This window comes from Ruegeria sp. BHSB196 (genome assembly GCF_059613135.1).
This window is the reverse complement of sequence record NZ_JBXWRY010000005.1, coordinates 1-18,178: the sequence shown is the minus strand read 5'-3', so window position 1 is coordinate 18,178 and position 18,178 is coordinate 1. Positions and strand designations below refer to the sequence as shown.

At 65.1% G+C, this 18,178-nt stretch carries 14 protein-coding genes; 10 read left to right on the top strand and 4 right to left on the bottom strand.

Features of this window, described 5'->3' with window-relative positions; all coding sequences use genetic code 11:
* Positions 1-565: 565 nt before the first annotated feature.
* The 4 genes from AC2FNJ_RS04860 to AC2FNJ_RS04845 all read left to right on the top strand — a co-directional run bounded on the left by AC2FNJ_RS04860 (position 566) and on the right by AC2FNJ_RS04845 (position 8,442).
* Positions 566-2,797: a hypothetical protein gene (locus AC2FNJ_RS04860; protein ID WP_496762891.1), complete on the top strand. Its 2,232-nt coding sequence runs from the start codon at positions 566-568 to the stop codon at positions 2,795-2,797.
* A gap of 96 nt (positions 2,798-2,893) precedes the next feature.
* Positions 2,894-4,888 carry a type I secretion protein gene (locus AC2FNJ_RS04855; RefSeq protein ID WP_496762889.1) on the top strand — a complete coding sequence of 665 codons (1,995 nt, stop codon included), beginning with the start codon at positions 2,894-2,896 and terminating at the stop codon, positions 4,886-4,888.
* 42 nt (positions 4,889-4,930) lie between these two features.
* Positions 4,931-7,093: a type I secretion system permease/ATPase gene (locus AC2FNJ_RS04850; protein ID WP_496762888.1), complete on the top strand. Its 2,163-nt coding sequence runs from the start codon at positions 4,931-4,933 to the stop codon at positions 7,091-7,093.
* Positions 7,094-7,098: 5 nt separating this feature from the next.
* The gene (locus AC2FNJ_RS04845; RefSeq protein ID WP_496762887.1) at positions 7,099-8,442 is read left to right on the top strand and encodes an HlyD family type I secretion periplasmic adaptor subunit; all 1,344 of its coding nucleotides are present in this window, start codon (positions 7,099-7,101) and stop codon (positions 8,440-8,442) included.
* A gap of 20 nt (positions 8,443-8,462) precedes the next feature.
* Here the strand turns inward: AC2FNJ_RS04845 and AC2FNJ_RS04840 are convergent, their stop codons facing one another.
* Positions 8,463-9,095, bottom strand: a complete 633-nt coding sequence (locus AC2FNJ_RS04840; RefSeq protein ID WP_496762886.1) for a TetR/AcrR family transcriptional regulator — start codon at positions 9,093-9,095, stop codon at positions 8,463-8,465.
* A gap of 138 nt (positions 9,096-9,233) precedes the next feature.
* Here AC2FNJ_RS04840 and AC2FNJ_RS04835 point away from each other — a divergent pair, with 138 nt between their 5' ends.
* Together AC2FNJ_RS04835 and hpaR are read left to right on the top strand one after the other, a co-directional pair.
* Positions 9,234-10,091 carry a beta-keto acid cleavage family enzyme gene (locus tag AC2FNJ_RS04835; RefSeq protein WP_496762884.1) on the top strand — a complete coding sequence of 286 codons (858 nt, stop codon included), beginning with the start codon at positions 9,234-9,236 and terminating at the stop codon, positions 10,089-10,091.
* Between the two features lie 53 nt (positions 10,092-10,144).
* The gene (gene hpaR / locus AC2FNJ_RS04830) at positions 10,145-10,594 is read left to right on the top strand and encodes a homoprotocatechuate degradation operon regulator HpaR (protein ID WP_496762882.1); all 450 of its coding nucleotides are present in this window, start codon (positions 10,145-10,147) and stop codon (positions 10,592-10,594) included.
* Positions 10,595-10,670: 76 nt separating this feature from the next.
* Here hpaR and AC2FNJ_RS04825 read toward each other — a convergent pair whose 3' ends face one another.
* The 3 genes from AC2FNJ_RS04825 to AC2FNJ_RS04815 all read right to left on the bottom strand — a co-directional run bounded on the left by AC2FNJ_RS04825 (position 10,671) and on the right by AC2FNJ_RS04815 (position 14,593).
* On the bottom strand, positions 10,671-11,987 hold the full coding sequence (locus AC2FNJ_RS04825) for an HlyD family type I secretion periplasmic adaptor subunit (RefSeq protein WP_496762881.1): 1,317 nt from the start codon (positions 11,985-11,987) through the stop codon (positions 10,671-10,673).
* The gene (locus tag AC2FNJ_RS04820; RefSeq protein ID WP_496762880.1) at positions 11,987-13,723 is read right to left on the bottom strand and encodes a type I secretion system permease/ATPase; all 1,737 of its coding nucleotides are present in this window, start codon (positions 13,721-13,723) and stop codon (positions 11,987-11,989) included. The genes AC2FNJ_RS04825 and AC2FNJ_RS04820 overlap by 1 nt, the downstream gene beginning before the upstream one ends.
* A 345-nt stretch (positions 13,724-14,068) precedes the next feature.
* A complete protein-coding gene (locus tag AC2FNJ_RS04815; RefSeq protein ID WP_496762878.1) occupies positions 14,069-14,593 on the bottom strand; it encodes a CBS domain-containing protein in 525 nt (174 codons plus the stop codon).
* A gap of 125 nt (positions 14,594-14,718) precedes the next feature.
* Between AC2FNJ_RS04815 and AC2FNJ_RS04810 the strand changes: the two genes are divergently transcribed.
* The 4 genes from AC2FNJ_RS04810 (at position 14,719) to AC2FNJ_RS04795 (ending at position 18,037) form a co-directional block, all read left to right on the top strand.
* The gene (locus AC2FNJ_RS04810) at positions 14,719-14,904 is read left to right on the top strand and encodes a hypothetical protein (protein ID WP_496762877.1); all 186 of its coding nucleotides are present in this window, start codon (positions 14,719-14,721) and stop codon (positions 14,902-14,904) included.
* 64 nt (positions 14,905-14,968) lie between these two features.
* Complete coding sequence (locus AC2FNJ_RS04805) at positions 14,969-15,994, top strand: FAD:protein FMN transferase (protein WP_496762876.1); 1,026 nt, start codon at positions 14,969-14,971, stop codon at positions 15,992-15,994.
* 15 nt (positions 15,995-16,009) lie between these two features.
* Positions 16,010-16,240: a (Na+)-NQR maturation NqrM gene (nqrM, locus tag AC2FNJ_RS04800; RefSeq protein WP_496762875.1), complete on the top strand. Its 231-nt coding sequence runs from the start codon at positions 16,010-16,012 to the stop codon at positions 16,238-16,240.
* Between the two features lie 96 nt (positions 16,241-16,336).
* Positions 16,337-18,037, top strand: coding sequence for a sulfatase-like hydrolase/transferase (locus AC2FNJ_RS04795; protein WP_496762873.1), 1,701 nt, complete (start codon positions 16,337-16,339; stop codon positions 18,035-18,037).
* The last annotated feature ends 141 nt before the right edge of the window (positions 18,038-18,178 follow it).

The window sequence follows — 18,178 nt, the reverse complement described above, 5'->3', positions numbered from 1 at the left end:
AATGAAATGCCGGCGAAACGCCGACCTTAATACTTTGAGCCTTACTTTACGTCATTAGTGTAACGCGAACCGCCTTTTGCATCAACAGACAGTTGAAAGGCACGGTTCCGAATAGAACTTTGGTTCTATGCTTCCGGGCAAACCCCCGACATTCCAGCGAAAATGCCGGTAACCCAAGCGATTGGCATAGTCCAAGTATTAATCTTCCGAAAAAAATTACCCTAACCTGTTAATCAAATCGCGAAAATCATCAGGAAATTCAGGGAATTCGCGCAACCAAATCATTTGTTTGGCTGGTCAGCTTTTTTTGTTCTTGCAACTATCGGTAGGCCCTTCCGAGTGGCACTAACGTCGATTTTGACTTTCAACGCGAATGAATTGTTCCGAGATATCAAAAACATAAGTCTCCGGATTTCAAAAGGAGGTGGTGCGAAAAAGACAAGACAGATGGCGATGCTGACTCGGGATTTCACCTGAATCGGCCAATTTTCATGACTTAACCGCGCTTGTAACTGCCTTTGAGATGAATGGCAGTCCGGCGCTCATAGATGGATGGAAATCTGATATGAAACGGAATGCAGGAAACACCAACAACACCAACGTCACGACGGTTGACGAAGTGCATGTCGAAGATCTGGACGCGAATTTCGACATCGATGTCGAAGACGCCAAGATCAAGGCGGACGTGAACGCGCAGCAGCAGCAGCAGGACACCTCGGTCGATACGTCCGACGCTCAGGACCAGGAACAGGCCCAGAAGCAGAAGACGGATGTCGACAACGACGTGGACAACCGTGACAGCCAGGACCAGGATCAGGGCCAGGACCAGGATCAGGGCCAGGACCAGGGTCAAAACCAGCAGCAGCAGAACACCAACGGCGGTGACGACAGCAACGACAACTCCAACCACAACGCCATCAACATCGACTTCGGCGAAGGCGAGTGGATTCCGCGCGACGACGACCAGGTGGACATCGACGGCGGCAGCGGCGACATCGGTGACGTGATCACCGCCGGCGGCGATCTGAACTACGATCCGGGCGATGACATCAACCTCAAGATCGACCTCAGCGGCGAGGGCAACGACCTGTCGTCCATCAACAACCAGGTCGCCAACCTGTATGACGACGACATGCTTGAATCCGCCTCTGTCCAAAACATCGGCGAGTTCAACCAGTCCGGCAACGCAACCGGCGGCACCGCGCATTCCGATGAAGGCATCGATGCCGACGCGGATGGCGGCGATTCCGGTGACGGCGGCACCAGCTATGGCGGCGAGGCCGATGGCGGCAAGACCTATGGCGGCGATGCCCGCGCCAAGGGCGGCGACACCGGCGACGCGGATGCGGATGCCAGTGGCGGCGAAGGCGGCGCAGGTGGTGGCGCACTGAATGCCAGCATCGGTGTGGGCCTGTCCGGCGCGCATGCCGACGGCGACAGCACCGGCGGTGACGGCGGCGACGCCGACAGCAGCGCCGACAGCGACAACACCAACAAGGTCAAGCAGGATCCTGACGGAACCGGCGGCGACGGCGGCAGCGCCGACTCGCACGGCCTGGCGGTCGGTCTGGGCTCGTCCCGTTCCAAGGCCGAAGGTGATGCGGACGGTGGTGACACCGACGCCAATTCCGATGTCGACAGCAGCGGCTATGCCGACAACGACACCGACTCCTCGGGTGCCAATGGCGGTGATGCCGGCGCGATCGGCGTTGGCCTGGCCAAGAACGAGAGCGACAGCGACACCGAAGCCAACGACGCGCAGGGCGGCGACAATACCGCAATGGGCGGCGCCATGGGTGAATCGGGCGCGGCGGCTGACGGTGACGGCGGCGACGGCGGCAGCGGCGGTTTCTCGGAACTGGTCGAAGCGGCAATCGCGGCGCTTTATCAGGAAGTGTCCGGTGACGACGGCCGCAACCGCAATGACGGCGACCAGGATGCCGATACCGGCGACGGCGACTCGACCGGCGGCGACGCCGACGGCGGCGACGGCACCGGCGGAATGGCCGACAGCGACAACCACGCGCAAGGCGTTGGCGATCAGTCCACCGGCGACGGTCCGGACATCGATCAGGACACCGGCGATGTGGACGGCGTAGCCAAGAGCAAGCAGGACACCGACGCCGATGGCGGCGACGGCGGAACCAACACCGCCAACGGCGCGGCGGACGGATCGTCCAGCGGCAACTCGGCGGCGGACGGCACCGGCGGGGCCGGCGGCTCGAACACGTCTGACTCGGCTTCGGCCGCGGATGGCGCGGGTTCGGCCGATGCAGCCAACACTGCCGGATACGGCGGCGCGGCGGACGTGTTCGCCCAGGCCGACACGGATGGCAGCGCGGACAGCCTCGCCGAAGCGATTGCCGGCTATGGCGGCGATGCGGACTCCGACAACGACGCCAATTCGGCAGGGTCGGGCGATGCGCATGGCGCGGCCAGCGGCGGCGGCGGCGGCGGCTCGATGGGCGGCACCGCATACGGCGGCACCACCGGCTATTCGATGGCCGATGCCGACAGCGGCGACACCTATGGCGGCGCCACCACCGGCGGCAGCGCGGCTGGCGCGTATTCCGGTGACGGCGGCGCTGGCGGCAATGCCGGGAACTGGGGCTCCAACAACGGTGGCGACGGCATCGTGACCGGCGAGTCCTATGCGTCGGCAGCGGCAGTCGTCGATACGTCGGCCTTCAACCAGCAGATCGTCATGGGTGCGAACGTGCTGGGCAACTCGGTCGACACGACCATGGTCGGCGGCGCGATGTCGTCGTCCTACGCCAGCGACGACACCGACGTCTGAAACGTCACGTGAAACCGATCGGGGCCGCGATGCGGCCCCGGTCTTCGGAAAGCCATTCGGCCTTTCCTTCCAGAACGAGCGATAGGGAAAAACAACATGGCGCTCGACGGTATTACAGAAGTTATTTCACATTTTGCCGGTCTATTTGACCTGACCATCGAAAAGGCCCGCCTTCGGGACCAGTACGAAGAATTCACCGCGCTTCGCCGCAAGGCGGAGCTCGACGAGCTTCCGGACGCCACGAGGATCACGGTCAAGGCCGAACTCGAACTCGACCCCGGACAGTACCAGGTGGCCACCCTCCGCATCGAGGTGCCCGAGCCGGAAAACGCCGAGGCGCTGCCCGAGTTCTTCGCGCCGCTGCCCGCGACCGTCACCAGCGCGATCATCGACCTCGCGCCGCCGGTGCAGGATGGCCCGTATGCCGGGTCTCCCGATGATGCCGGGCGCCCGAAAATCCCCGAGCCCGACGAGGCCGAAGTGGAATTCACCTTCCCCGGCTCGGCCTTCACCTTCACGGTGCAGGTTCTGTCGCTGTTCGACAACGACACGCTGGGCGAGGGACCGTTCCGCGATGTCGCGGCCAAGCTGGCCGAGGCCGAAACCGCGATGGACCTGGCGATGGCGCTGCACGCCCTGCCGGCGCTCGCTTTCGGAGCGGCAGAGTTTCTGACCATCGAAACCGTCAAGGCGTTTGCCGAGGCGATGCTCGACCCCAACATCGTCACGGTGGCCGGGGCCGAGGTGCACACCTTCACCGACGAGGACGGAATCCACATCATCGTCAACGGCGAGGCCGCCGACGAACTGCCGACCTGGAGCGAGCTTCTGCCCGCGTTCCACAAGGCCGACGGCGAGGCCGAGATCGAACTCGCCAAATACCTGCCGGACGAATACGAACCCAATGACGACTACGACGCGGGCGACGGCCACAAGGTGGTGACTGGCGGCAACCTCGCCATCAACGAGGCGAACGTGGATGTCGCCTGGCTCGACGCGCCCTATATCGCGGTCGGCGGCTCGGTGATCAACCTTGCCTATCTCAGCCAGGTTGCGCTGGTGTACGACTTCGACGAGACCGACTTCGGCGACGCGGGGTCGGGCACCGCGGTGTTCCAGACCGCCCAGATCGAATTGCAGCCCAACGCGGCGCCCTGGCTTGCCGGGGTCGCGGGCAACACGGGCCAGCCGGTTTCCGTGACCATCGATCACATCACCGGCGATCTGACGATCGCGAACTTCATCCACCAGAACATCATCGCGGCGGATATCGACAACATCCGCACCGAAATCACCGCGTCCTCCACCCACTACCTGCTGGGCGGCAACGAGCTGACCAATGCCAACGAGATCCTTCAGCTCGGCCAGTATTACGATCTGATCCTCATCGGCGAGAACGCGATTTCGGTGGACGTGATCGAACAGACGCAGGTTCTGCTCGACAATGACATCCTGTCGTTGGGCGCGGGCGCATCGCTGGGCCATGCCAAGACCGGCGACGCGGATCACTCCGACGAAAACCTGGTGATGAACACGGCCAGGCTGACCACCATCGGCGAGGACGTGCACGACAGCTTGTCGTCCTCGCTCTCCGACGTGCTCAACATCGAGGACATGACACACGAGGCGATGGAACAGGCGCTGCTGAGCGATCCGCATTTCGCCGGCATGGAACAGCTGCGCGTGCTCAAGATCGACGGAAGCCTGAAGCAGGTGAACGTGATCAAGCAGAAGAACGCGCTGGCCGATCAGGACGACGTGTATCTCAGCGGTGCGGGGGCGCTCAACGCGGTCGCCGGCAGCAACGCAATGCTGAACGCCGCCAACATCACCAAGCACGGTGTCGATTCCCTGATCATGTCCAACAACGAGGCGTATTCGGATCTGCTCCTGCATCAGGCCAGCCTGGTCGAATCGCCGGATACGCCCGACGCCGGGGAAATCACCGATCTGGTGAACGAGGCAGTGGCCTTCCTGATGGAGGACGGCTTCGCGGAAGATGCCCTCCAGAACGGGGGATCCGGGGCCGGAAGCCCGAACTCGGACAACCCGGCCCTGACCGCCGACGGAATGCACAGCATGCTCGCCTGAAGTTCTTTGATTTGAGTTCACCTGGTTTTGGAAAGTTGAAATATGTCGAACGGTACTTCGACGCGGTTCCTTCGCACCCCACCCGACACGGGCGGCGTGCGTCAGATCGCGGAATGTCTGGGTAACGGTGTCAGCGGCAAGAGCCTGAGCTCATCCCTTCAGAAACCGGCCGAACCGGCCAACGCCCCGCGCGCGGTGCCCCTGCGGTTGTCGCCCGAATTGCGGCTGGATACGGCCCCTGCGCCCGAGACCCCACCGGCCCGCGAGGCGCCCCAGGCCGAAGCCAAGGCGGAAGACACCGTGAAGGACAAACCCGAACCCAGCGGATTCACCAACGTACCGCCCGGGCGGAACGCCCCGGCCCGGGCGGGCAAGGACCATCTGGGCACCACGATCGATGCCAAGGCCAATCAGCCGTTGCCGGCGCGCGGCGGACAGGGCGGCGGGGGCGGCGGTCCCATCGATCCGTTCCACAAGCGCACCCCGCCCGAGGATTTCCAGAAGATCCTGCGCACCGCGCTGGCCGCGATCCGCCGGAATCTGGGCTTCGTGCTGATCCTGACCTGCGCGACCAATCTGCTGATCCTCGCCATCCCGATCTACCTCTTCCAGATCAGCGACCGGGTGCTCACCAGCCGGTCGCTCGACACGCTGATCATGCTGACCGTGATCGTGGCGGGCGCGGTGATCTTCCAGGCCGCCTTCGACGCCATCCGCCGGTTCATGCTGATGCGGACATCGGTCGAAGTTGCGGCCCGCATGGGCGCGCCGATCCTCAGCGCGGCGGCCCATGCCTCGCTGCACGGGACCGGGCGCGAATACCAGACGCTGGGCGATCTGCAGCAGGTGCGCGGCTTTCTGGTCTCCGGCACGCTCATCGCCTTTCTCGATGTTCCCTTCGCCCCGCTCTTCATCCTGATGATCTTCCTGGTCCATCCCGATCTGGGAATGATCGTGGTGGTCACTGCGCTGATCCTCATGACCATCGCCTTCATCAACCAGAAGACCACCGCCAAGCCCTTTGCCGAGGCCAACAAGGCGCAGTCCTTGGCCAATCAGCATCTCGACTCGATGTCCCGCAACAGCCAGATCATCAACGCCCTGGCGATGATCCCCGAGGCGGTGCGCATCTGGGGTCGCGACACGGCGGCCTCGATGACGTGGCAGGTGCGCGCGCAGGACCGGAACGTGATCTTCGCGGCGATCTCGCGCGCGGTGCGGCTGCTGACCCAGATCGGCATCCTGGGCTGGGGCGCGTTCCTGGCGCTGAACGGCGAGATCACCGGCGGCATGGTCATCGCCGCCTCGATCATCGCGGGCCGCGCCTTTGCCCCCATCGAAGGCTCCATCGAGGGTTGGAACAGCTTCCTGCTGACGCGCGGCGCGTTCGAGCGCATCCGCGCGCTGTTGGCCAGCTCGGCCCTGCAATACGAGAAACTGCGCCTGCCGCGCCCCGAAGGCCGGCTGGATGTCGAGCGGCTGCTCTACGTGCCGGGCGGCACCAAGCGGGTGGTGCTGAACGGTATCACCTTCTCGCTGAGTCCCGGCGAAACCCTGGCGATCATCGGCAACTCCGGCGCCGGCAAGACCACGCTCGGCAAGACGCTGGTCGGGTCGGTCCTGCCGACCTCGGGAAGCGTGCGCCTGGACCTGATGGACATCCGCAACTGGGATCCGCGCCAGTTCGGCGAAAGCATCGGGTATCTGCCGCAGGACGTGCAGCTGTTTCCCGGCACGATCAAGGACAATATCGGCCGGATGCGCGCGGATGCGACCGACGAACAGATCCACGACGCCGCGGTTCTGGCCGATGTGCACAACATGATCGCCACGTTGCCGCAAGGCTATGAAACCGTCGTGGCGGCGGACGGCTCGCCCCTTTCGGGCGGTCAGAAGCAGCGGATCGCCCTGGCCCGCGCCTTCTTCGGCAATCCCCGCATGGTGGTGCTGGACGAACCCAACTCGAACCTCGACGTGGCCGGGGACAAGGCGCTGGCCAATGCCATCGAACACGCGCGGCGCAACAAGATCACGGTGATCGTGATCACGCAGAAGCCGACGCTGCTGGGCGTGGTGGACAAGATCATGCTCCTGACCGACGGGCGCGTGGCCCTGTTCGGCCAGCGGGATCAGGTTCTGGCCCAGCTCAAGGGCGGAGGCGCGGGCGCGCGCCCGGTTGAAATCCAGGGCGATCAGGGGGGTTGATCCAGATGTCGGACATGACTCATTCGGCGGATGTCACCTATTGGTACGATCAGGTTCCGCGGTCGATCACGCACCTGGTGGTGATCGGAATGACCCTGCTGGTGGTCTGTTTCGGCGGCTTCGGCCTGTGGGCGTTCCGCGCCCCGCTCGCCGCGGCCGTCATCGCGCAGGGCAGTTTCGTGGCCACCGGGCGCAACAAGATCGTGCAGCACCTCGAAGGCGGCATCATCGAAGAGATCCGGGTGTCCGAGGGGCAGGCGGTCGAGGCCGGCGACATCCTGATGACTCTCGACCAGACCTCGGCGGAATCGACCGAGCGCGAACTCTTCATCCGCAAGTACCGGCTTCAGGCCACCGCCGAACGGCTCGCGGCCGAGAACCGCGAACAGAAGACGCTGGTGTTCTCGCAGGAACTGCAGGACGCCGCGGCCCAGGACAGCGAGGTTGCCACGATCCTGGACGGCCAGAAGCTGACCTTCGACGTGTCCCGCAAGACGCTGCTGAACGACATCGCGCTGCTGGAACGCAACATCGAGGCGCTCAAGGTGCGCGAAAGCGGCTACCAGGCGCAGCTCGCGTCGATGGTGCAGCGGTCCGACATTCTGCGGGAAGAATTCGAGACCAAGAACGCGCTGTTCAAAAAGGGGCTGGTGCGCAAGGGCGAACTGAATGCCATTCGCCGCATTCAGGCCGAGGCGGAAGGTCAATTGGCGCGGCTGCGCGCCGAAGCCTCGGAAATCAGCCAGATGCTGCTGAAATACGAGGAACAGATCCAGAGAACCCGATCCGCCTACCGCCAGACCGCTCTGGACGAGCTTGGCGCGATCGAGGCCGATCTCGAAAGCGTCCGCGAAAAGTCGCGGCAGGCCCGCAGCGTCCTGGCCCGCGCGGTGGTGCGCGCGCCGGTCTCGGGCACGGTGGTGCGCCTGCACTACCACACCTCGGGCGGCGTGATCGAGACCGGCGAGCCGATCGCGGAAATCCTTCCCGCCGACGCGCCGCTGATCATCGAGGCGCAGATTCCGCGCACCGAGATCGACAGCGTCGTGACCGGCCAGAACGCCACGGTCCGGCTCATCGCACTGAACCAGCGCACGACGCCGGTTCTGGAGGGCGAAGTGTTCTATGTCTCGGCCGACGCCCTGATGGACGACAAGAACGGCACCCCGCAAGAGGTCTATCTGGCGCGGATCTCTCTTTCGACCGAGGAAATGAACCGCGTGCGCGGGTTCGTCCCGACACCGGGCATGCCGGCGGAAATCATGATCCAGACCGAGGAACGCACCTTCGCGTCCTACATCGTCAAACCGATCACCGACAGCATGTCGCGCGCCTTCCGGGAAAACTGATCCGGCCGCGCCGGGCGCGATCACCCGCCGCCGGGTCCGGCGTCGCGGGGTTCGGGGCGCGGCGACATATCCCGTTCCAGGATTTCCGCGAATCGTTCGATCATCCGCCGGATGTAGTCCTCGGACTCCACGAACTGCCGGTGGATGATCAGGCCGCGGAAAAAGCTGCGCGCGATCGCCCACAGCAGCGCGGCGTCGTCCGGTTCCGGGCTTCGGCCCTGGAACTCGCGGTTCATCTGCTCGCCCACCTGCCGGTCCCAGCTCTTCAGCCGGTCCGCCAGCAGGGTGCGCAGCGCGGCGTCGGTGCGGCAGGCGACCAGGATCTCGACAAAGGCGCGCCCCTCGCGGCTGGCCACCATGATCTGCCAGCCGGACATCACCCGGTCATGCACCGGCCGTCCGGTATCCCCTGTGCTGCGGCGGCGCGGCCGCAGCAGACGGTTCAGCAGGGTCATCGCGGTTTCCGCCACCAGCGTCTGCTTGGTCGGGAAATGATGCGTGATCGCGCCGCGCGACAGACCGGACATGGCCTGCACCTTGGCAAAGGTGGTTTCGGAATAGCCGTACCGGTCCAGACAGGCGATCGCCGCCGCAAAGACCTGCTTGCGGGTTTCGGCAGACCGCTTGTCCTGCAGCGAAGGTTTTTTGCCCATGAGTCCAACCCGTTCCGGCGCTGTCGGGACGGCGGCCCGACGCTTTCGCCAATATCACTTGACGCCGCGCGCTTCAAATCCTTAGAAACAGAACAGACGGTCTGTAACCCGCAGGCCGCACCGGACGGGGAGCCTCACATGGACACGGCGATCATCTGCTGCGCGCTGAACGGCGTCCTGACCGATCCGAAACAGCACAACGTGCCGGTGACACCCCGCGAAATGGCCGACGAGGCGCGGCGCGCCTATGACGCCGGCGCCTCGGTCGTGCACATCCACCTGCGTCAGCAGGGCGAGGGCAGGGGCCACCTGCCAAGCTGGGACATCGCCCTGTCGCACGAGGTTCAGGCCGCCATCCGCGACGCCTGCCCGGGGATCGTCATCAATCACACCTCGGGCGTGGTCGGACCCGATTATCAGGCGGCGCTGGACGTGATCCGCGCGACCCGGCCGGAAATGGCGGCCTGCAATGCCGGATCGCTGAACTATCTGAAGCTCCGCAAGGACGGCTCCTGGGCCTGGCCGCCGATGCTGTTCGACAACCCGGTGTCCAAGATCCAGGACTATCTGGACGCCATTGCCGAGGCCGGCGCGATTCCGGAATTCGAATGTTTCGACACCGGCATCGTGCGCAGCGTGGGCATGTACCGCGCGGCGGGGATGTTCCGGGGCACCGCGCAGGTGAATTTCGTCATGGGCGTCGCCTCGGGCCAGCCCGCACGCGCCGACCTGCTGCCGATCCTGCGCGATCTCGCGCCGCCGGAGTCGCGCTGGCAGGTCACGGCGATCGGCCGGGCCGAGATCTGGCCGCTGCATCGCGCCACCGCCGAATTGGGCGGCCATCTGCGCACGGGGCTCGAGGACACGTTCTATCTGCCCGACGGCGACAAGGCGACCTCGAACGGCCAGCTGATCGAGGCCATGGCCAGCCTCGTGCGCGACACCGGGCGCGCGGTGGCGACGCCGCAGGAGGCCCGCGCCCTGCTGGGTGTCTGACCGCCGTCGCGCGGAACATTGTCATGCGCCCCGTTTGCGGCGATAACTCGGACATGCAGACTTCTGACGCCAAGCCGGTGCTCCGCGATACCTCCCGTGCCCTTCCCATCGCCCTTCTGCGCGCGCGCGAACGGATCATGCTGCCCATCCGCGAGATGCTGCTGCAATCCGGCCTGACCGAGCAGAAATGGCGCATCCTGCGCACCCTGGACGAACTGGGCGAGGTCGAGCAATCGACCATCGCGCGCGAAGCCTGCCTGCTGCTGCCCAGCCTCACGCGCATCCTGCGCGCGATGGAAGAGGCCGGGCACATCCAGCGCCGGCCCGCGCCCGCCGACAAACGCTGCACGCTGGTGTCGATCTCCGAGGCCGGGCGGCAGGTGCTGCTGGACAACATGGCAGCCTCGACCGCCATCCATCAGGCGGTCGAGGCGGAATACGGCGCGGACAAGCTCGAACTGCTGCTCGATCTCCTGAACGATCTCGAAAACCTGCGGATCTGAGCGCCGGACCTCGTGTCGCCAGCCACGGCCCGGCCCGCGCGTCACGCGGACCGGTCCCGCATCGGCATGCCGCCGCCTATTCCCGGAACGCCTTCACGAAATAGTCGGTCAGCGGTTTGGTCAGATAGGACAGCGGCGTGCGCTCGTCGGTCTTGATCAGGGTCTCCACCGGCATCCCCGGAACCAGGGCCTGCCCTTCCAGACGCGCAAGCTGGCCCTCGTCCATGTAAAGCTCGGCCCGGTAGAAGCTGAAACCTGTCTTTTCATCCGTGAACACGTCCGCCGAAACCGTCACCACGCTGCCTTCCAGCTCTGGCGTCTGGCGCTGGTTGAACGCCGGAAAGCGCAGGGTGGCGGGCTGGCCGACGAAAAGCTGGTCCACGTGGATGGCATCCACCCGCGCCGTCACCTTCAGCGGGGTGTCCTGCGGCACCACGTACATCATCGGTTCGGCCGGCTGCACCACCGACTGCAGGGCAAAGATCGTGCTGCCATAGACCACGCCCGAGACCGGCGCGCGAATGTCCATCCGCGACAGCTGTTCGGTCAGCGACAGGCGGCGCTCGACCAGTTCGATCTCGCGGAACTGCAGATCGCGCAGCGTGGTGATCGCCTCTTCGCGCCGGGTTGCGGTCAGCCGCAGGATCTCGATCTCGGTCGAGGCGATCTCGCCCTTCAGCCGCGCGATGTTGGCCTCGAGCTGGCCGATCTGGCCGTTCAGACTGGCCTCTTCCCGGCGCAGGGCCGACACCCGGCTGGTCTGGGTCAGCCCGCGCGTCAGAAGGCTCTGCTGATCGTTCAACTCGTCCACGATCAGCTCGACCTGCTTGCGCAGCGCGACCAGCTGCGCCTCGGTGCCCTTGATCTCGCTTTCGATCTGGATCTTCTGTTCGCGCAGCTGCTCGCTCTGTTTCGCCAGCGTCTCCTTGCGGGCGATGAACAGCCGGCGCTGCCCGTCGATCAGGTCGGGCGGCGCCTTCTCCTTCTGCACCAGCGCGTCGAATTTCGCATCCAGTTCCCCGATGTCCGCGCCGTCCCGCTCGGCTTCCAGCCGCGCCTTGCGCGCCAGCAGTTCGAACAGCTGGCCCTGAACGACCGAAAGCTCGGATTTCAGAAACGTGTCATCGAACCGGATCAGCAGATCGCCGGCTTCGACCTTGTCGCCGTCGCGCACATAGATTTCGCCGACGACGCCGCCGTCCGGGTGCTGCACCACCTGCCGGTTGGTCTGCACCTCGACCGTGCCCGGCGAGACGATGGCGCCCGCCAGTTCCGTCTGCGTGCTCCACACGCCAAGACCGCCGACCAGAATGAACAGGGCCGCGAATCCCACCGTGGCGGGAAAGCGGATCCGCCAGACGTCCTTTTTCGGGGGTTGAGAATTCAGGTCCATCACTCACCCGCCTTTCCGAATTGCCGCTTGATGACGCCGGCATTCTGCACCATCGCGCTCAGCACCTCGTCCCGCGACCCGATCTTGACGATCTGGCCCCGTTCGACCACGGCCAGACGGTCGCATTCCGAAATCGCCTGCGGCCGGTGGGTCATGATCAGCACCGCCTTGCCTGCGGCCTTGAACTCGCGCACCGCGGCGTTGAGCGCCTCGGTCCCCTCCGCGTCCAGCGCCGAGTTCGGCTCGTCCAAAATCAGCATCACCGGATCGCCATACAGCGCCCGCGCCATCGCGATCCGCTGTTTCTGCCCGCCCGAAAGCTGGCTGTCATTGCCTTCCAGAAAGGTGTCGTACCCGTCCTGCAGGGTCAGGATCAGATCGTGCGCCTTGGCCTTCTTGGCCGCCTCGATCACCGCCTCGGGATCGGGGTTGAGCGACAGCCGCGCGATGTTCTCGGCCACGGTGCCGTTGAACAGCGTCACCTGCTGCGGCAGGTATCCGATATGCTTGCCCAGATCGATGGGATCGTACTGGTCCAGCGTCGCGCCGCCCAGGCGGATCTCGCCGGTTGCCGGCGGCCACAATCCCAGCAGCGCCTTGGCCAGGGTCGTCTTGCCCGATCCGCTCTTGCCGATGATGCCGATCGCCTCGCCGGGGTCCACCTTCATGCTCACGTTGCGCAGCGTCGCCACCTTGGCGCCCGGCGGCACCACCGTGAGCGACTGGACCGACAGCAGCGCCTTGGGCACCGGCAGCTTGGTCCGCTGGGTCTCGGGCGGGGTGAGGTCGAGGAACCGGCTCAGCGAGAACCAGGCCGTGCGCGCCCGCTCGACCAGCGACCATTGCCCGATCGCCTGCTCGATCGGGGCCAGCGCCCGGCCCAGCAGGATCGACGCGGCGATCATGGCGCCGGCGGTCAACTCGTTCTGCAGCACCAGATAGGCGCCAAGCGCCAGCATCGCCGATTGCAGGAACAGCCGCAGCGACTTGGTGAAGGATGAAAAGCTGCCGGTCCAGTCGCTGGCGGCGACGGTCTGGGCCAGCGCGTTGGCGCGCTGCCGCATCCAGCGCGCGGTCACGTCCTTCTGCATCCCCTGCGACCGGACCACTTCCGAGGCCTGCCGCGCGCTTTCGGAAAACGCGTTGGCCTGGGCCGAGGCGCTCTGGGCCTCGGCCACGCGCCGCTTGGTCAGGATCTGGTTGAGCAGGGCGATCACCACCAGAAGCCCGCCGCCGACCACGGCCAGCCAGCCCAGCATCGGGTGGAAGATGAAGATGGCGGCCACGAAGACCGGCGTCCAGGGAATGTCCATCACCGCCAGCAGGACCGGCGAGGTGCACAGGGTCTGGATCGTCTCAAGGTCGCGCAGCGCGGTGGCCGGGGCCGAGCGGATCTGCGGGTGGATGGATTGCCGCAGCGTCGCCTCGAACACCCGTTCGTCCAGTTCCGACTGCATCTTGGCGCCGAACCGGGCGACGATCCGGCCGCGGGCGTAATCCAGCAGCGCCATCAGGCCGAACAGCATCGCCACCAGCAGGAACAGCGCCGCCAGCGTTTCCTCGGACCGCGAACTCAGCACCCGGTCATAGACCTGCAGCATGAACAGAGGGCCGGTCAGCATCAGCAGGTTCACGAAGATGCTGAACAGAAAGGCCAGGCCGAGATAGCGAAGCCCCCGGTTGCGCGCCTTCGGAAGCTCACGGCGCGGTTGGGGCATCTGGGTTGGACGTTTCATCGATCAAAGCCCGACTTTCAAAGGGAACACCCACCGCATACGTGCGGCTGGCCGTCCCGGATTGCATTTCATTCTGACATTAACTGTTTTATCAGCCGCTTAACAGCATCGGATCACATGTGACAGGCCGGGTTGCGGCATTTGGTTGTTTTGCGCAACGGCGATTCAGCCTGTGCCTGTCCCCCGGAAACGGGGCACGGGCAGAGCCGCTAAATACAGTCGAAATCTTGGGGTTCAACTCCTCTGGCCGGAAAGTGATGCCGGAACCGTCGGAATCGCGGATTCCCGCCGGTGCCATTGCGGCAACCGGCACAAAATCGCGGGCGGCAGGCCAGATCGGGCCGGTCAGCCGACGATCATCTGCTTCATCCGCAGCGCCTCGTATTCCAGTTCCTTCAGCCGGAACTGCACCACATCCCCGATGGTGATGATCCCGCACAACAGGCCGTCCTTCAGAACCGGCATGTGCCGGAACCGGCCCTCGGTCATGTGTTTCAGAACATCCATCAGGTAGTCGTCGGGCGTGCAGCACTGCACGTTCGCCGTCATCAGATCCGACACCGATTGCGGCAGGGTCTGGCCCGGCGTTTCCGCCATCCGGCGCACGATGTCGCGTTCCGACAGGATGCCCTGCAGCGCGCCGTTCTGGTCCGTCACCACCACCGCGCCGATTCGCTTTTCCTTCAGCAGCTTGACCACATCGTGAATCGTGTCCCCCGGACGTACCGAAAACACCGCGTCGCCCTTGCCTTCCAGCAGCTTCGCGACGGTCGATTGGCTGTGCGACAGATTCGACTCGGCGGTCTGGCTATAGGTGGTCTTCTCCTCCTTGTCGCCGCGCGTGGGGGCTTGGTAAGAGGTTGGGGCCATGGGCAGGTTTCCTCCTGTGCCGGTGATTGCGTCTCGGTCCCACCTTACCGCAGGGGCCGGGCCTGTATAGTGCGCAAATGCGTCACGGGCGCGTTTGACGCTGCAAGAACAAGGGATTCGGCACGGTGCACGGCCTTCATCTGACCCCCCTGATCGGTGTGCTGATCGTCTTTGTCGTGGTCGTGTGCGGCCACCGCTTCCGCCGCGCCTGGAAGGACCAGCCGCCCGGCTGGCAGAGGCGCGCCTGGATCTACGGCCTGCTGGCGGCGCTGGGGCTGCTGACGCTGGCCTTCGTCCCGCTGCGGGTCTGAGCCCGGTTTGACACCGCGCCGGGGCGCTGGCATACGCCGGTTGCGATTTTCAGGAGACCGCCCAATGCGCCACTGGTCCGTTCTGGCCCTGTTCCTTCTCGTTCCCGCATGTCTCTTCGACAAGGAACCCGACGTGGTCCGCCTGTCGGGCGAAACCATGGGAACGACCTACACCATCACCGCCATCGGGCCGGATCTGGACGCGGACGCCCTGGCGCAATCGGTCGAGGCGACCCTGGCCGAGGTCAACGCCAAGATGTCGAACTGGGATCCGAACTCCGAGGTTTCGACCTTCTCCGCGCTGGACAGCACCGCGCCGGTCCCGGTCTCGGCGGAATTCGCCACGGTGATCGCAGCGGCCAACGACGTGCACGCCAAAAGCGGCGGCAAGTTCGACGTGACGCTGGGTCCGCTGATCGAACTGTGGGGCTTCGGCCCCCGCAAACCCGAGGATCCGGTGCCCTCCGACGCCGAGATTGCCGCCGCGCTCGACCGGGTGGGGCAGGGGACGTTGCTGGCCCTCGATGAAACCGCGCTGACCCTGGCCAAGGCGGATGGCGGCGTCGGGATCAACCTGTCGGCCATCGCCAAGGGCTACGGTATCGACGCCGTGGCCGAAACCCTGCAAGAGGCCGGCGTCGAAAGCTACATGGTCGAGATCGGCGGCGATCTGGTGACGCGCGGCGAGAACGATCAGGGCGAGGCGTGGCGCATCGGGATCGAGAAACCGGAACCGGGCGCGCAATCGGTGCAGCTCGTCGTGCAGGTCAGCGACCGGGGCCTTGCGACCTCGGGCGACTACCGGAACTTCTTCGAACAGGACGGGGTGCGCTATTCGCATATCCTCGACCCCACCACCGGCCGGCCGATCACGCACCGCACCACCTCGGTCACGGTGGTGGCCGAGACTGCGATGCTGGCCGACGCCTGGGCCACCGCGATGCTGGCGCTGGGTCAGGAGGAAGGTCTGAAAGTGGCCGAGGCGCACGATCTCGCCGTGTTCTTCATCTCCAGGGATGTGACAGGCGGCGAAGAAGCCTATATCACGGTACACAGCAGCGCGTTCAAGGACGTGCTGGGACGCAACTGAACGGGCGAGGCGACGATGACCACCTTTCTTCTGGCCTTCATTCTGCTGCTGATCGTGGTGGTCGGCATGTCGCTCGGCGTCCTGCTGATGGGCAAGACCATCAAGGGCAGCTGCGGCGGCCTGAACGCGATCTCGGGGGCCGACAAATGCGTGGTCTGCCAAAAGGACATCGATCCCGACAGCCCGCTACGCGACCGCCTGCAATGCCCGCGCGCCCGCAAGATGGCGGAACGTGCGGACGGCTGACGGACCGGAACGCCCGCCGGAAAATCGGGCTTTCGCCCGCGCCGCCATTCCGGGTAACTTAGCATGTGAAGGAATTCACCGGGACACGCGCGCGCCATGGCCAAAGCCAGGAACATCCTGTTCATCATGTTCGACCAGCTTCGCTGGGATTACCTGAGCTGCTACGGCCACCCGCACCTGCACACGCCCAACATCGACCGCCTCGCCGCCATGGGGGTGCGGTTCGACCGGGCCTATGTCCAGTCCCCGATCTGCGGCAGTTCGCGCATGTCCACCTATACCGGCCGCTACGTGCATTCGCACGGCGCGTCGTGGAACGGCATCCCGCCCAAGGTGGGCGAGATGACCCTGGGCGACCACCTGCGCAAGGCCGGCATGGGCTGCTGGCTCGTCGGCAAGACCCACATGCGGGCCGATGCCGAGGGCATGGCCCGGCTGGGGCTGGAGCCCGACAGCCTGATCGGCGCCCGCGTCGCCGAATGCGGCTTCGACGTGTTCGAACGCGACGACGGGATGCGGCCCGAAGGCCCGGACGGCTTTTACGACCCCGACGGCGCCAGGAACTACAACGATTACCTCCGCTCGCTCGGGTACGAGAGCGACAATCCCTGGCACGACTTCGCCAATTCCGGCCTGGATGCGGACGGCAACGTGCTCTCGGGCTGGTTCCTGAAACACGCCCCGCAAGCCGCCAACATCGCCGAAGAGCACAGCGAAACCCCCTATCTCACCACCCGCGGCATCGAGTTCATGCAAGCCCATGACGACCCGTGGTGCTGCCACCTGAGCTACATCAAGCCGCACTGGCCCTATATCGTGCCCGACCCCTACGCCGCGATGTACGGCCCCGAACATGTCCTGCCGGTCAACCGGTCCGAAGCCGAGCGGCAGAATGCCCATCCCGTGCTCAAGGCGTTCATGGACACGAAAGTGGGACAGGCGTTCTCGCGGCAGGAGGTGCGCGAGGCGGTGATCCCCGCCTATATGGGCCTGATCAAGCAGGCCGACGACCAGATGGGCCGGCTGTTCGACTGGATGGAGGCGACCGGTCGGATGCAGGACACGATGATCGTCCTGACCTCGGATCACGGCGATTTCCTGGGCGATCACTGGATGGGGGAAAAGACCTTCTTCCACGACGCGTCGATCCGCGTGCCCCTGATCGTCTACGACCCGTCGCCCCAGGCCGACGCCACGCGCGGCACCGCCAGCGATGCGCTGGTGGAATCCATCGACCTCGCCCCCACCTTCGTCGAGGCGGCGGGCGGCACGGTGGCCGATCACATCCTCGAAGGCGAAAGCCTGCTGCCGATCCTGCACGGCGCCCGCGCCGAGACCCGCCGCCGATACGTGATCTGCGAATACGACTATTCCGCCTCGCCGGTCGCCGACATGCTGAACGCCGAGGTGCGCGACGCGGTGATGTTCATGGTGGCGACCGAAAGATGGAAACTGATCCATTGCGAGGGGGGGCATCGCCCAATCCTGTTCGACCTTGAAAACGACCCGGACGAGCTGACCGACCTGGGCGACAGCGCCGCCCATGCCGAGGTCGTCTCCGAGATGTACGACCTGCTGTTCGAATGGGCCCGCCGCCCGTCGCAACGCACCACCCGCTCCAGCGAGCAGCTGGTGGAGATGCGCACCAAAAGCCGCGGGCGCGGCGTCGTCGTGGGCGTCTATGACGAAAACGACCTGCCGCTGACCCTCACGGTGAAATACCGGGGCCGCAAGGCGAAACCGTACAAGAACTATCTGGACCGGCGGCGGCGTGATCGGGATTCAGAGTCAACATAAGACGGATTACACGTTCTCTAACCCATCACGGGAGCGCGCTACCCTGAAGTGCGACTCCTATTAGAAACCAATGGGTTATCTAATAGGAGATCATGGCATGGGAGCCGTTTACACGCAACTGAGCTTGAGCGAACGCCGTAG